We start from the raw sequence: 15454 nt of genomic DNA, 5'->3' as shown, positions 1-15454 counted from the left end.
GCAACCCCTCTCAATCAATTACTAGTAAATTAGAACTTATATGAAAAGCAGCCTCCGTATTTCGTTTCACATCTTCTACCGTATAAGGGCTCATTAATTCCTGTAAAACGAGCCCATCAGGAGTCACTTCCATTACAGCCATATCTGTAATAATTAAATCCACACATTTTTTCGAAGTTAGTGGCAATGTACACTCTGAAACAATTTTTGCATTTCCGTCTTTATCAACGTGATTCATTACAACAACGACCCGCTTCGCCTTTTGTGCTAAATCCATTGCTCCTCCAATACCTGGAACCCGCTTTCCAGGTACAATCCAGTTTGCCAAATCCCCATTCTCACTCACTTGTAATGAACCAAGAATTGTTATATCAAGTAGCCCCTTCCGAATCATCCCAAACGCTGTGCAGCTATCAAAATAACTCGCTCCAGTAATAAGTGATGTCGGCAATCCAGCCGCATTACATAAATTTCCATCTTCACTTCCTTTACTTGGCGTTGGTCCCATCCCAACGATTCCGTTTTCTGCATGAAACATTACATTTATATTTTCTGGCAAATGATTAGGCACAAGAGAAGGAATCCCGATACCTAAATTCACAATCATTCCATTTTGAATTTCTTTTGCAGCACGCCTTGCAATCTTATCTCTCACTTCTACTCCCATACCCATTTCCAATTCACTCCTTCCGATGGCACGATATAATTTACAAAAACACCTGGAACAACTATCTCTTCTGGATCTAAACTTCCAAGCGGTACAATCTCTTCTGCTTCAACAATCGTAATATCTCCAGCCATCGCAACGTGAGGATTCATATTACGAGCACTTTTATCAAATACGAGATTACCAAATGGATCTGCTTTTTTCGCATATACAATTGATATTTCAGCAGTTAATGCGGTCTCTACTAAATACGTTTTTCCGTTCATTTCAACTGTGCGTTTTCCTTCTTCTACAATTGTATCAACGCCAACATCAACTAAAATACCACCAAGCCCTACGCCTCCAGCACGAATACGTTCCGCTAGCGTTCCTTGTGGAGAAAACTCGATTTGTAATCTTCCTTCATTTAACTGTCTTCCCGCATTTGGATTTGAACCAATATGAGAAGTAATTAATGACTTCACTCGCTCATTCGTTACAAGGCGACCGATTCCTACATCTGGAAATCCCGTGTCATTTCCAATTAAATGTAGATTCATAATGCCTTTCTCTAAAATAGCTTGAATTAAAGATGGAGGGGATCCGACCCCACCAAATCCCCCAAACATTAATGTCATATCATCGTGAAATAAAGAAATCACTTCATCTATTTCTTTTAATTTGCCGAATATGTTTGTAATAGTTGTCATGCGATACTATGTCCTCCTTTTTGCATCATTTCTTCCACACTTTTTGCAAAAATCGAAAGTAATTCATCTAATTCGGAATATGTAGTTGTCATTGGTGGTGCAACAAGCAGTGCACTATCTTCTTTTCCTGCTTGCCCTGAAACAGCCTGGTATAAGAGAAGTCCATTTTTAGCTGCAACTGAAATAAGCTCCGACGCCTTTGTAAACGGTTGCAATTCTATTCCAATCAGGAACCCTTTACCACGCACATCGGCAATAATCGTTGATTGTTGTTGAACTTTCTGTAACCCTTTAATTAAATACTCTCCCTTTTCTGCTGTTTTTTCAGGTAAGTTATGTTTCTCCATATATTCAATAACCGCTAAAGCCGTCGCCGCAGACAATGGATTCGCACTTAGCGTATGCCCGCTCATAACAGAACGTGATCCTCGTAAAATTGGCTCCATAACGCGGTCACTTACAACTGTTGCTGCCATCGGTGTATAACCCGCACCTAATCCTTTACCAAGCGTCATAATATCGGGCTCTACACCCCAGTGTTCCATTGCAAACCATGCTCCAGTACGACCTAGTCCAGTCATCACTTCATCCGCGATAAATAAAATATCGTAATGACTGCAAATATCTTTAATTACTTTATAATATTCTTTCGGTGGTACAATCGCACCGCCAGCTGCTCCGATAATTGGTTCAGCTATGAAAGCCGCAATATGTTCTGCACCAATTCGCTCAATTGCTCTTTCTAGCTCAGTCGCGCAAGAAAGCTGACAAGTTGGATACACTTTTTGCACTGGACATCTAAAACAATATGGAGCTGGAACCGTTGGATAATCTTCTAAAATAGACACAAAACGTTGCCTACGTAATGGGTGACCAGACATAGATAAAGCCCCCATCGTAATCCCATGATAACTCATCCAGCGTGACAAAATTTTATGTTTCCCTTGAATACCACGCTCTTGAAAATGCTGAATCGCAATTTTCATAGCTGTTTCATTTGCTTCCGTACCACTATTCACAAAAAAGCTCCAGTTCAAATCTCCTACACTTAAATCACTTAACTTCTTTGCTAACTTCTCCGCCGGTTCACTCGTGAACTGTGACCTATATACAAAAGCAATCTCCTCTGCCTGCTTTTTAATTACTTCTGCAATCTCCGTTACGCCATGTCCGATACCTGCCGTAATCGCTCCTGACGAACCATCAAAATATTTATTTCCGTTTTGATCATACAAATACACACCTTTTCCATGTGAAATCATTGGATACGGCTGACCAACAAGTGGCTTAATTAAGTAATCGCGCATAGCGCTCCCCCATTTCTCCAATTTGTATATATATATGAAGAAAATTGACGTTTCTTTCATAAAAAAGAATCCTCTACAATCGCAGTGAATGTATCAAAAAACTATTATAAAATATACAAATGAGTGCTAAAAACCAACAAAAACAGAAAATTCAGAACTTAATTATTGAAGTCCAACTCTTTTCCCTACGCTTAAACGCCCCTCCTTTTTATCAAAAATATACGAAAAAACAAATAAAATATTTACTTTATTAACATAATATCAGCTTCCCTCAATTGCTGACATTGTGTAAACTTCGACGAAACTCCCGTTATTCTCCTTCCTATTACTCTACTTTATGTCGCATATTTTCAAACAAAATTAGACAATTTTCTATCTATTTCTTTATAATTCGTATAATTATATTCTACTACTCCTTATTCCACTTTTAATCAGCTATATGTAAACCCGTCCGATACACCACTACAAATATTTCATTATAAACTGACTATTATCATCAAAAAAAGAACCGATTAACCGCATTAATCAGTTCGGCACGACGCTCTTTTATCAAATGTTACCGTATCCAACATGCTCCAACGATTATTAATAAAATAAATAAAACAACTATTAACGCAAATCCATAACCCGTTCCACAGCCTCTAGCACTATCTCCTCCATAACCACAATAACTACCGGGATATCCATACCCCACATTCCTTGTGCCACTCCCTCCATCAAAGTGAAAATACCTTTCCTTTCTAAATTATGTAGGACAATTACCACTTTGTATGTGTGTTTGCCCATAAATGAAAAAATCCCTAGTTTAGCTAGGGATTTTTGGACAAATATTTGATAAACCAACTGGTATATGTTTAAAGTTCGTAACATCAAATAATCCATCTGTTGTCATTTTCACATTCGGAATAACAGGTAAAGATAAGAAGGACATCATTAAAAATGGATTGAACATCGTCGTTGCGCCTAGAACTTGTAAACTTTTATTAACCTCTACCAAGTTCGTATACACAACTTCGGCACATTCTTCAGACATTAGCCCTGCGATATTTAACGGAATACTCGAAAGTACTTCTCCGTCATGAATAACGACCATACCGCCCTGCATATTTTTAATTACTTCAATGGCAGTTATTATATCTTTATCATTTATCCCGCTAACAATGATATTATGTGAATCGTGCGCAATTGTTGTTGCGATTGCCCCAGACTTAAGACCAAATCCTTTCACAATTCCTACCCCGATTTTTCCTGTTCCTTTATGCCTTTCAATTACTACTATTTTCAATTGATCAAGTGTCGTAGAAGGACTGAAACAATTATTAACTACTGTTACAGGCTCAATAATATGTTTTGTAATAAGCTGATTAGGAATAATACCGATTATACGAGATGTTTCTAATTAATTTTTAATAGTTTAGCGGTTTCCTTTTAGAAAAGCAAGTTTTTTTGCATAACTCCATTTCAAGTATGCATATAGTTGTAATGATGACAAAGGAGGAATATCCATGATTCAATCTGAAATTGAAAAATTTGGACAAGAAGCAGCACGTTACGAACAGCTTGCTCGCTACTATCAATATACAAATCCTAAAAAATATGTGGAGCTATATATGAAATACCATGATGCAATTACAAAGCTCGTACACGCATATGAAAAACGAGATTCTCAAGAAGCTACTTTACCTTCACATATGAGAATTTTCCATGCCTCTCCTCAGACACCACCTGTTGATATTATAGTGAATGGACAAAAAGTGATTAAAAATATTTCTTTTAAACAAATCAGTCCGTATTTATCATTAACCCAAGGGCAATACCGTGTTGACATTGTTCCTGTAGGAAATGAAACACCCTTATTTTCAGCACTTGTACCGCTAATGGGAAATCACGCCTATACTCTTGCCGCGATTGGTAGCGACAATCATATACAATTACAGCCTATACTTGATAATACACATTTACCATCTGGACAAGCAAAAATACGATTCGCACATCTGTCCTCTGATACACCGGTTATTAATGTTTCATTAAAAGATGGTGATCACTTATTCGAAAACGTTCTCTTTAAACAAATAACAGAGTATTTACAAGTTAGTCCTGGTACAGCTGATATTGAAATTCCACTTGCTGATACAAAGGAAGTAGTTATAACAATTCCAAAAGTAATCGTTGAGCCGAATACAATTTATACAATTTCAGTCGTAGGTTATTCAACTAAAGAACCTAAGTTAGAAGCCGTTTTACTTACAAATTAAAACAGTCTACACCATTAGTATGGTGTAGACTGTTTATTTTTGAAATGCAATTTGAAACTCTGTCCACTCAGCATCCGATCGACACATAATTGAGCCATTATGTTTTTCAACAATTTGCTTACATACAAACAGACCAATGCCAGTTCCTAACTTTTTAGTAGTAACGAATGGTTCGAAAATAGTTTCCACATTTTCCGCTGGAATCATAGGACCATTATTTTTAATTACAATACGAATCGTTTTTTCATCTTCATATGCATTAACAATAATTTTCCGTTGCTCTTTCATTGCTTCAAGAGCATCAATTGAATTCATTAAAATATTTAAAATAACTTGCCTTACTTCACTACGATACCCAACAAGTGGAATTGGACATGGCAAATTCTTTTCAATGGAAACATTCGCATTCACTAAACTTGGGTATAGGAACTGAATGATATCCTGAAACAAATCGTTAAGCCAAAAACGTTCAGATTCAGTCCACATTTCCTTTTTTGAGACAAGTAAAAATTGTGAAATCCGAAAATTTAATTGATCCAATTCATGTGAAATAATATCTAAATACGATAAATTAGGATGATCTAATTTTAGTAATTTCACGAACCCCATAATTGAAGTTAATGGATTGCGAAATTCATGAACAAAACTAGCTGACATTTGTCCTAAAATCGTCAACCTTTCTTTATGTGTTTCATTTATATATTGCTGTTTTTCTTCTAAATTTCTCGATATAATTTCCGAGTATTTTAAAACTGTATAATAAATTAATTTGTCAAAACAACTATGTATTTTTGTCATAATTGGTTTCAGTTCACGAGCGCTAACATCTAATTCGCACATTGCCTCAAAGAGTTCATTTCTTCCTACATTTGCGTTATAGACAAAATCCCCAATATTTGCATCTGCCCCTGCACGCTCAATCGCAATTTTCTCACATAACGGCTGAAGATAAGCTATATCTTTCTCATCCATAGTAAGTTCAATAATTAGCTCTAATAAATTCTCTCCATTTTGAGCTACTTCTTGCTTAAATGGATCTTTTTCGGAAATTATCATTTTGTTTTTCCAGTTCTCTATGAATTGGTGCCTGTTGTTTTTCAAGTGCGAACAAAATACTTCTTTAATATCCTTATCGATTGGAAAAACCCCCATTCCCTCCATTTCCATGCGACGAATACCCTATATATTTTGAATATTATCACAAAAAACACATTTCGTTAAGAGATTGTTGTCACATTTTGTTAATTTCTGTTGATAAAATTCATTTTCTTATTACTTACTATACTTTTTGATTCATAAAAGCATTTTTCCTTCTACTCTAATCCACTATTTCATAATTTTAGAATGACTTTTTTTGCATCCTTTTCAATTCTTGCGTACAATAAGAAGTGAAAGGTGTGAAAAATATGGTAAATAAAAATGTGGAAGATTATCTCCAAGAAGGCATCTATGGCCAAAAGCAAAACAAACCAGAAGAACGTAATATGTACTTAACTACATTACGTGAGCGCGTAGAAATCGCTTTAACAATCGGTCAAGTAATGCAAAGTAATGTTTATACTGAAGTAGCAAGTGGCATGCGCTCTTCTCAATCATTACAGTTGTTCCTAAACGGCAGCATTGCTTACCCACATTTATCAAAATACATTAAATTAGCAAACGAAAAAAATATTTCCTTCACAATTGTTCAAAATAAAGGTACAGAGACACCGATTGGTTTAGTACTATCTCATAGTACTGCTAAAGATAAAGAAAAAATTTATATTGAAGATGCTATTTTCAAGCAAGAAATGAAGTAAAACAAAAGGTACACTTGATTAAACCAGTGTACCTTTTGTTTTTATTTTCGTGTTCAACGAACTAAAAAATAACGTTCAACTTTATTTTTTTATACAAACTAATTTCATTTCTGTCATTTCTTCTATTGCATATTTAATTCCTTCACGACCTGTACCACTTTCTTTCACACCACCGTATGGCATATGATCTACTCTAAATGTCGGAATATCGTTAATCATAACACCGCCTACTTCCAATTCATCTATCGCACGCATTGCCTTTGATAAATGATTTGTAAATACGCCAGCCTGTAAGCCATAGCGGGAATGATTCACTTTCTCTAAAGCGTCCTCAAATGTTTTGAACGTATTTACAGTCATAAGCGGGCCAAATACTTCTTCGCATTGAACAGAGACGTGATCTGGAACATTTGTTAATACAGTAGGTTCATATATTCTTACATCACGTTTTTTACCACCATATAAAATATTTGCTCCTTCTTTTACAGCTTCTTGTACCCATGAATCGATACGTTCAACATCTTTTTTCGAAATAAGAGCAGATACATCTGTTTCTTCATGAAGCGGATCACCTACAATTACTGTTTCCATCGCTTTCGTTAATTTAGCAAGGAACTCATCCATTTTCTTTTCATGAACAAAGACACGTTGTACAGAAATACAAACTTGCCCATTATTCACGAACGCTCCCCATTTCACACGTTCAATGATTTCGTCGGTTAATTCCACATCCTCATCAATTATGACAGCGGCATTTGAACCAAGCTCTAACGTAACACGCTTTAATCCAGCCTTCGCCCGAATACCAATTCCCACTCTCGGACTTCCTGTAAAAGTAATAGAAGCAACATCATCGTCTTTTACTAATGCTTCTCCTACAACCGCACCAAGACCAGAAATAATATTAAAAGCGCCTTTTGGTAAGCCTGCTTCTTCAAATAGTTCAACTAAAGCATAAGACGATAATGGTGTTTGATCAGCTGGTTTTAATACGATTGTATTCCCCGCGGCAATTGCAGGTCCCACTTTATGTGCAACTAAATTTAATGGAAAATTAAACGGCGTAATAGCACCAATAACCCCGATTGGCTTTCGGATTGTATAGGCGATGCGGCCATCAGCACCAGGAGCAGCATCTAACGGCAGTGTTTCACCATATATACGTTTCGCTTCTTCCGCTGCAAACTTATATGTTTGTACAGTACGATCAACTTCTCCCCTTGCAGCACGAATCGGCTTCGCAGCTTCTTTTGCGATAATTTCTGCAAATTCCTCTCTTCTTTCATCCATTTCTTGAGCAACTTTCTCTAAAATAGATGCGCGATCATATGCAGATAATTTGCCCATTTCTTTCATTGCTTTTTTTGCTGAAATAACAGCTTCGCGAGCATCTTCTTCTGTACCTTGTGCAATTTCTGCTAAAATTTCTTCTGAATATGGCGCATATAATGGCTTATACGTTCCCACTCCCTTCCATTCACCATTTATATATAAATGTTTTTTCATATTAATTCTCCTTTCAAATATATGTATACAATGATTTCATTTAATTAGTTCACCTAGTGAAAGGTCTGACATATGTAATTGTAACATGTGCCTAATTTTTTCTCATTAAAAAAACCCTGCTAATAGCAGAGTTTACGTACTAATTTGTTCTTGTAGCGAAACCGTTTTTTCATCATCTGAAATGACACTTGGTGCTGATGGTTTCGTTACTTCTAACCGCTTAATATAGTGACCATCCAATTCTTTCACGCAAAACTTATAGTTTTCAATTTCAACAATATCCCCTTCAGTAATCTCAATATTCTTCGTTAAAATCCATCCGCCAATTGTAGCAACGTCATCATCATCAATTGATAAACCTAATAATGTATTCACTTCACTTACAAGTACTTTTCCTTCTAAAATCGTTTTCGTTTCACTAATTTGTTGAATTTCTGGTTGTTCATCTGTATCAAACTCGTCTTGAATATCCCCTACAATTTCTTCCAATATATCTTCAACTGTTACAAGGCCCGATGTACCACCATATTCATCAATTAATATTGCAATATGCGTTCGTTCTCTTTGCATTTTTAAAAATAAATCATGAATTGGAATGGATTCAATGACTAGAATGATTGGTCTCATATATTGCTCCACTGTCTTTTCGCTAACAGTACTACACTTTACAAAATCTGTAAAAATATCTTTAAAGTTTACAAAACCAATTACATGATCTTTATCACCATCAACAATCGGATATCTTGTATATTTCTCACTAGACATCTTTTGTAATGCCTCTTCAGCAGGCATCTCTTTGTTTAAAATATGCATTTCTGTTCGTGGTACCATTATTTCTTTTGCAATACGATCATCAAATTCAAAAATTTTATTCACATATTTAAATTCAGATTGATTAATTTCACCTTTTTTATAACTCTCTGAGACTAGTAAACGCAATTCTTCTTCCGAATGTACCTCTTCGTGACTTTTCGGAGGTTTTAACCCAAATATCTTTGTGATAAACCGAGCTGATCCATTTAAAAGCCAAATAAACGGATAGGCAATACGATAAAAGAAGATAAGCGGTTTAGCAACAAATAAACTTACTTGTTCCGCCTTTTGAATCGCAAATGTTTTCGGAGCTAATTCTCCTATCACCACATGAAGAAAAGTGATGAACAGAAATACTAAAATTACAGCCATAATATCCGCAAGTTGGGCTGGAACGTTCCAGCTTGCAAACAGTACGTCAAACATGTGCTTTAACGCTGGTTTACCTGACCAGCCAATTCCAAGAGCTGTAACTGTAATTCCTAATTGACAAGCTGATAAATATTCGTCTAAGTTTGTAATGACTGTTTTGACAGATATTGCAAGATTATTCCCTTCCGCAATTAAATAATCGATGCGTGAACCTCTCACTTTTACAATTGCAAATTCTGCCGCAACAAAAAATGCAGTTAAGGCAATTAAAACAATCACCATACTTATACTATATATGTCCAAATACATTTCCTCACTTACCTTGTAAGCAAGGAAGCCACCTCCTACTTAAATTTATTCAAGTGAAGTAAGCATTCTTATATTCTTACAAAATTCTACATTCGCAATCACCTTTTTATACATTATATGCATACATAAAGAAAGATATTTATATTAATGATAATCTAACCATCTTATTTCCGTCAAATTAGAAAACTTACAAAATTCAGTTTTTTATTTATAGAAAATTTATATTTTTACAAACTAATTTTCGTGAAAAAGCACTTTCTTTGCCGATTCTTCACTTCTTTTGTCACTCTTGAAGGGAACTAACTCCATAACTCGAAATCATTCAACAGGATATATATAGGAGGGATTATCTTGGAATATAAAACACCATTTATTGCGAAAAAGTTAGGTGTTAGCCCGAAGGCTGTAGTCCGGATTGCACAACAATTAAATCTTACGATAGAAAAAAATAAATATGGTCATTTCATTTTTACACAAAGCGATCTAGATCAAATGTTAGAGCACCATCGCGCTCAAATAGAACAAGAGCAAATTCGACCTATTCAAGAAAAGCCAGCTCATGAGTTTGAGCAATTAGCAGCTCAATTAAATGCTATTACGAAGCGATTAGACCGAATGGAAGAGCAAATGCTAGATAAAGCAAATGATGTCGTTACTTATCAGCTATTACAGCATCGTCGTGAAATGGAAGAGATGCTAGAACGAATTCAAATACTGGAAGCTGGTCTTAAGAAAGAAGAGCCACTTTATATTATCCCTGATACAAAACCAACTTATGAACGAGAAAAAAAGCCGAAGCGTCGTAAAATGATTTTTAGTATATTTGGTTTGTAATTCCATCCCATTATGGACTCTCTTCTAGTCTATAATGGGCTTTTTGTTTCGTAGAAAAAGATGCCCCGCGATAAGGCATCCTTCTTATTACTATATATACTCCTATCAAGTTAATTTGTTAACATAATATTTTTACTGTATTCTTTAATAAGTGCCTGAGCATGAGCATTTCCTTGAATAACATCTCGAAATTCCTTTAAGGAATACAGATGTGTTACCCCCTTGCGAGCATGAATCCGTACAGGTACACCTTGTAAAGTATCATGAAATTGAAATGGATTATCTATCGGTTCAATTGGAAAACCAAGTGTTAGTAGATACATATACATCCTTTTTGTAACTACCGCAATATACCACTCCGCCTTCGTCTCTAAAGCATGCATAAATAAAATCACTGTTAATCTTTTGAAATGTCCTCTCCCTCGGGAAGTTTTTGCAATACTTAACTTTCCTATTTCATAAACATTTTTTAAATCCTTCACTAAATCATTTTTAGAAAACGGATAGAAAAACTCCGAATTAGATTGTTCAGGTACCGTATACTTTATACATTCTACCGTACCGATATGATGCTGATCTTCTATTAATAAAAATCGTGATGGATTTAAATTCCGCTCTACGAACATTAAATTTCTCTCTTCGCAAAAGTCTCCCCAAAGTTGCTCGAACCAAAAATGTTCTTCTCTTGTTTGAACACGCTGGAACATATTTCCCCGCCTTTCCCATCGCCGCTCTGTTTTGATAACGCTTTCACTATCTATCATATAAGAACAAATCTTCGTATGCAACTAAAAAAATTTACTCCCTATTACATTCTATAGCATAAAATGAATTCCTATTCGAATTTTCTCGATCCAACATATTTAGTAGTAATTATTTTCGCCTTCCCTTTTTCACAAATATAGAGAAGATTAGTATTGCTCCCCATCCAACAATTCTAAATCCAAAGGCTATAAATCCTTCGCTCCCGCCATCTGTACCATTGATGAATCTCATTACTGAAACAATGATTGACACTGTAACAAGTCTAAACAAAAAACAATATATATTATTAAAAATGACCTTCAATTTCATGTTCCTCTTAAACACATACTACTTAACTACATCACCCTTTTTCTTACACAAACAACTTATTTCTTCTTAACCTAAAAAAATCCCTTTTAAAATGAGGATTTTTTTAGGTTACTATACTTTTCAACCATTTCTCAAAAATTTGGATCATCCCATGCTTTCCAGCCAATTTTTCTTCTCCTTGTTTCGTTTTATACGGATATAATTGTAAAAACACACCGCAACCGGATTCAATTTTTTTACTGTGCATATGGCTTCCTGGGTAGACACAAATCACTTCATAAATCGCTCTTCGATGATACACACGCTTACCATCTTGTTCTTCTACATATTTAATAGACCAATATTTGTACATTTGCTCCGTCGCTTTCGTATTCCCGACAGGTTGAAAAATATTATACATAGGACTATATTTTACTTCAATAATAATAGAAGATTTATACACATACTTCTCTTCTTGCTTCATATAACAATCTAAACGAATATCCGGCTTCTTTGTATCCTCCCCATTGTAAAAATTACTCCCTTTACTAAGTGCAATAAGTGGATGTGTTTCAATTAAATCATTAAATGCTACATGCACTTGAATATCATCTCGCTGCAAAATCACTTTCGTTCCATCTTGTAATCCATCTACATAAAAGTATTTTTGTATTTGTTCACGAACAGGAGGTTTATCGACAAAACCAAGTTGTTGTAATAAAGAAATTACGATGAAGAAAGCGTAATATTCATATACTAAAAATGTTGGTTTGTATACGAATAGTAACGCTGGGGATTGCTGATTATAATGCGGTAACAAATCTAAATGATGAATTAATTGTCGATGTGGAATCGGTATCGCATGTATTGTAATATTGGCCGTTTCAGAAATATCTCGCCAAAATGAAGAATGTAACAAATTTTGAAAGTACTGTATGCTTTGATGTACGATATGGGAAAGTATTTTATATTCTTGTATTTTTACAGAACTTTTACGTAAATCTGCTTCTTTCAACAAATGTATATTTTTATATTTCTGCTTCTCCCTATCCGTCACAGACCCATTACGTTCTATCGTTTGTATAATTGTTTTCACAGTCTTGTATTCTTCTGCTTTGCTATTTTTCGTTCCTTCTAGTATTTCGATTGTTCTCCGTAAAAAACTCTCTGCTTCAAGTAAATAATAATAAAATTGTTTTGTTTTAAATTTAAGAAAGATATTTTCCGCACTATTTTTATGTTCTGTAAACTTGCGATTATAATATTTAGCAGATGGTTTCCTTTCAGCCATGATTGCACTTTTTCTCGTAGCCTTTCGTTCTCGTACTTCCCAGTTATATTGATGAATATATTTCTTATTTGACTCTACTTTCTTAAAAGTTTGCTTTATTTTTTTCATTTTTTGCGGGAGCATTCGAAGTATCACTAAATAGGAAGAATCTTCAATATCACTAAGTGCTGAAAAAGTCTTTTTATAATATCCTCTATCTAAAATCAACTCATTCAAAATGGATTTCACATGCCCTTGAATCATTTCAAATTGATCATCAAAAAAATTTTTTGGTACAATTTGAAATGCGCCATAATATGTTTCTTCTTCTACTCTCACCTCAAAATGATATAAACCACAACGCCATGGATAAAAAAATTCAGTTTTTCCATGTTCATATACTAATGCTCTTTGTTTTTTTTCATTTAATTCATATTGTGATTCTTTTATATTTTTTTGTCCCTCATATACTTTATTCCATATAAACGTAATGTCAGTCGATTTTTGATAATGTAAATGTAAGCGTAACGGCTTTAGCTCTTGTACTTTATATATGCATTGAGCCAATCCCATAGTAGAGGTACAAAGACGATTTAAAAGAAGAAAATCTCCCTTCCCCTCTGTCCCAATGATTAATTTTAATACGAATGGGAGCTTCTCCTTCGTATCAACAATTTCAGTTTCATAGTGCTCCTCATTTTGCATATCCGTACAACTCCAGTTCTCTCCGTTTTTGCCTTATATACGCTAAAGAATGTTCAAATGTTGATACACAATTTGCAAGCGGTGACTGCAAGAGCGGTATTAACGTTGCTCCTCTTTTTTCTTCTTCATGAAGAAGAGAGCCCACCATCATTTCCGTTCCCCTTACCTTTGTTAATACACGCTGTTTAATTTGTAAATCAAACCCTTCTTCCCTGCTAATCATATACGATTGATTATTATGAAATGGTATATTTTGCAAATACATAGCAATTGCAGTTGCACATCGAAAAGAGATGCCTTTCGTTGCATCATATGATGATAATACGTCATGCAATTTATCTAACAACTCTAATTCTTCTTCTGAAAAAACTTCAATCATTTCTTTATTTCTTAGCCAATTTATCCGAAATTCTCCAGCTGTTACTTTAAAAGGCGGTCGTTGTATACCTTTACCTTGCCCTATACTCATCTCGCAAAATGGAATTTTTTGCAATGTAAGCAAATTTGTTCGATCTAATAGACGATCAGATAACTCTTTCGTTGTTTCATCAAAGTTAACAGTACCAATAAAAATAATATTCTCTCCTATTTCAATTGTAGGCGGAATTGTATTTTCTGTTTCAAGTACGTCTTCATATAAAGTAAGCATACGATTTTTCTTCTCTAATTGTAGAATAGATAAGAATGGTGTAAACCAATGCTCAATATGTGACATATTCATTTCATCAAATACAATTATATACAGCTGATTAGGATTTTCCTTCGCTTTTAATAACGTCCGAACTAACTTCGTTTCACTTTCAATAAAAGTACCATTTGGATGCAAATAACCAAGTAAATCATGCGGTTCTTGATAAGATGGTGATATCGGAATCCAAACTAGCTCTTCACCGTAATTTAGCCCGAGTGATTCCGCATAAGCTTGCACAAAACGTGATTTCCCAACACCTGGAATGCCAGCGAGAATCGTTAACATATTTGTTTTGACACTAATATGAAAATTAAAAATATCTGTTTGATCTAAATATAACCCTTTATCACGCACTACACTCTGTACATACTGCAAAAAAGAATCTTCACGCTCATCCCATTCTCGATCTTCTTTCTGTACTTTCATATCTACTACTTCGACTGGATTCCCCTCTTCTACCACACGTTTCATAAGCTGTTCATACACGTTCTCCCGCACGAAATACAACTGATCTTCCACTGCCAATTCAACACATTTCTTCCAATCAGTTATTTCAATATATTTACATTCTTTTCTTTGCTCACAATATGAAATGGAGCTAATTGATGATTTTAATGATAAATTTCCATATAATCTCCCATCATGCCATAGTAATTCAGGCACATCAAAATCTTGCGGAAACTTTGGCATAAAAAAAGATAAATGACCGTTACCAAGCTTTCGCTCCAATGACTCCCTTTTTCTATATCCTGCTACCCTTGGTGAAGGAATAAGTCTATATGCATTTCCTATTTCTCTCTGCTCCTCTGTACATATTAACTCTACATATAGTCTTCCCCTTTCATAATAAAGACGAAATAAAACTAATTGTTTGTCTAAATTTCGTTTCTTTAAATCAGCAAAGACTTTTTCATTTTTTTTGTTATTACATAATCCCTCAAACAAATACTTCCCATCAATAAACTGCGCTTTTAAAATTGACGGAATCGGAGAAAGACATTGCACAAAAAAGTTCTCTCCGTTTTTCTCTCCCTCACTTCCTGCAAACTTCCCAAGAAACAGCATGTGATACATCCTCTTTATAAAACTCGGAGAAAGAGCTTTATGTAACTTCAACACACTCACCTTCTTTTTTCATACTATTCTTAGTGTATGAAACACTTTAGAAAACTAGAAACAAAAAA

At 34.8% G+C, this 15454-nt stretch carries 14 protein-coding genes; 3 read left to right on the top strand and 11 right to left on the bottom strand.

From position 1 onward, the window contains the following. Positions 1 to 10: 10 nt before the first annotated feature. The 5 genes from DJ93_RS23920 to DJ93_RS23905 all read right to left on the bottom strand — a co-directional run bounded on the left by DJ93_RS23920 (position 11) and on the right by DJ93_RS23905 (position 4020). Complete coding sequence (locus DJ93_RS23920) at positions 11 to 673, bottom strand: CoA transferase subunit B (RefSeq protein ID WP_042983581.1); 663 nt, start codon at positions 671 to 673, stop codon at positions 11 to 13. Next, positions 658 to 1356 (bottom strand): acetate CoA-transferase subunit alpha, encoded by a 699-nt coding sequence (atoD, locus tag DJ93_RS23915; protein WP_042983579.1) that lies wholly within the window; start codon positions 1354 to 1356, stop codon positions 658 to 660. Before atoD ends, DJ93_RS23920 begins: the two co-directional genes overlap by 16 nt. Then, the gene (locus tag DJ93_RS23910) at positions 1353 to 2663 is read right to left on the bottom strand and encodes an aspartate aminotransferase family protein (RefSeq protein ID WP_042983578.1); all 1311 of its coding nucleotides are present in this window, start codon (positions 2661 to 2663) and stop codon (positions 1353 to 1355) included. The genes atoD and DJ93_RS23910 overlap by 4 nt, the downstream gene beginning before the upstream one ends. A gap of 556 nt (positions 2664 to 3219) precedes the next feature. After that, positions 3220 to 3357, bottom strand: coding sequence for a YjcZ family sporulation protein (locus tag DJ93_RS31210; protein ID WP_080743588.1), 138 nt, complete (start codon positions 3355 to 3357; stop codon positions 3220 to 3222). 111 nt (positions 3358 to 3468) lie between these two features. Then, positions 3469 to 4020: an adenine deaminase C-terminal domain-containing protein gene (locus DJ93_RS23905; protein ID WP_259300226.1), complete on the bottom strand. Its 552-nt coding sequence runs from the start codon at positions 4018 to 4020 to the stop codon at positions 3469 to 3471. Between the two features lie 148 nt (positions 4021 to 4168). Between DJ93_RS23905 and DJ93_RS23900 the strand changes: the two genes are divergently transcribed. Beyond that, a complete protein-coding gene (locus DJ93_RS23900; RefSeq protein WP_042983576.1) occupies positions 4169 to 4918 on the top strand; it encodes a DUF4397 domain-containing protein in 750 nt (249 codons plus the stop codon). A 33-nt stretch (positions 4919 to 4951) separates the two neighbouring features. Here DJ93_RS23900 and DJ93_RS23895 read toward each other — a convergent pair whose 3' ends face one another. Further along, complete coding sequence (locus DJ93_RS23895) at positions 4952 to 6085, bottom strand: BA2291 family sporulation histidine kinase (RefSeq protein WP_080743586.1); 1134 nt, start codon at positions 6083 to 6085, stop codon at positions 4952 to 4954. Positions 6086 to 6324: 239 nt separating this feature from the next. On the opposite strand from DJ93_RS23895, the gene DJ93_RS23890 reads away from it, so the two are divergent. Continuing rightward, positions 6325 to 6717 carry a YueI family protein gene (locus tag DJ93_RS23890; protein WP_042983575.1) on the top strand — a complete coding sequence of 131 codons (393 nt, stop codon included), beginning with the start codon at positions 6325 to 6327 and terminating at the stop codon, positions 6715 to 6717. An 81-nt stretch (positions 6718 to 6798) separates the two neighbouring features. Here DJ93_RS23890 and DJ93_RS23885 read toward each other — a convergent pair whose 3' ends face one another. Together DJ93_RS23885 and DJ93_RS23880 are read right to left on the bottom strand one after the other, a co-directional pair. Then, a complete protein-coding gene (locus tag DJ93_RS23885) occupies positions 6799 to 8223 on the bottom strand; it encodes an aldehyde dehydrogenase family protein (RefSeq protein ID WP_042983574.1) in 1425 nt (474 codons plus the stop codon). 132 nt (positions 8224 to 8355) lie between these two features. Then, entirely contained in the window at positions 8356 to 9711 is a 1356-nt protein-coding gene (locus tag DJ93_RS23880; protein ID WP_042984342.1) for a hemolysin family protein, read from the bottom strand. A gap of 357 nt (positions 9712 to 10068) precedes the next feature. On the opposite strand from DJ93_RS23880, the gene DJ93_RS23875 reads away from it, so the two are divergent. Next, complete coding sequence (locus tag DJ93_RS23875) at positions 10069 to 10551, top strand: chromosome segregation protein (protein ID WP_042983573.1); 483 nt, start codon at positions 10069 to 10071, stop codon at positions 10549 to 10551. A gap of 110 nt (positions 10552 to 10661) precedes the next feature. Here DJ93_RS23875 and DJ93_RS23870 read toward each other — a convergent pair whose 3' ends face one another. The 3 genes from DJ93_RS23870 to DJ93_RS23855 all read right to left on the bottom strand — a co-directional run bounded on the left by DJ93_RS23870 (position 10662) and on the right by DJ93_RS23855 (position 15386). Continuing rightward, positions 10662 to 11258: a hypothetical protein gene (locus DJ93_RS23870; protein ID WP_042983572.1), complete on the bottom strand. Its 597-nt coding sequence runs from the start codon at positions 11256 to 11258 to the stop codon at positions 10662 to 10664. 470 nt (positions 11259 to 11728) lie between these two features. Further along, positions 11729 to 13579, bottom strand: coding sequence for a hypothetical protein (locus tag DJ93_RS23860; protein WP_042983570.1), 1851 nt, complete (start codon positions 13577 to 13579; stop codon positions 11729 to 11731). Further along, on the bottom strand, positions 13569 to 15386 hold the full coding sequence (locus DJ93_RS23855; RefSeq protein WP_042983569.1) for an AAA family ATPase: 1818 nt from the start codon (positions 15384 to 15386) through the stop codon (positions 13569 to 13571). Before DJ93_RS23855 ends, DJ93_RS23860 begins: the two co-directional genes overlap by 11 nt. Between the last annotated feature and the right edge of the window lie 68 nt (positions 15387 to 15454).

Source organism: Bacillus clarus (genome assembly GCF_000746925.1).
In the GTDB taxonomy this organism is placed as follows: domain Bacteria; phylum Bacillota; class Bacilli; order Bacillales; family Bacillaceae_G; genus Bacillus_A; species Bacillus_A clarus.
Note: the sequence above shows the minus strand (reverse complement) of the source record. Positions and strands in the feature narration are given on the sequence as shown.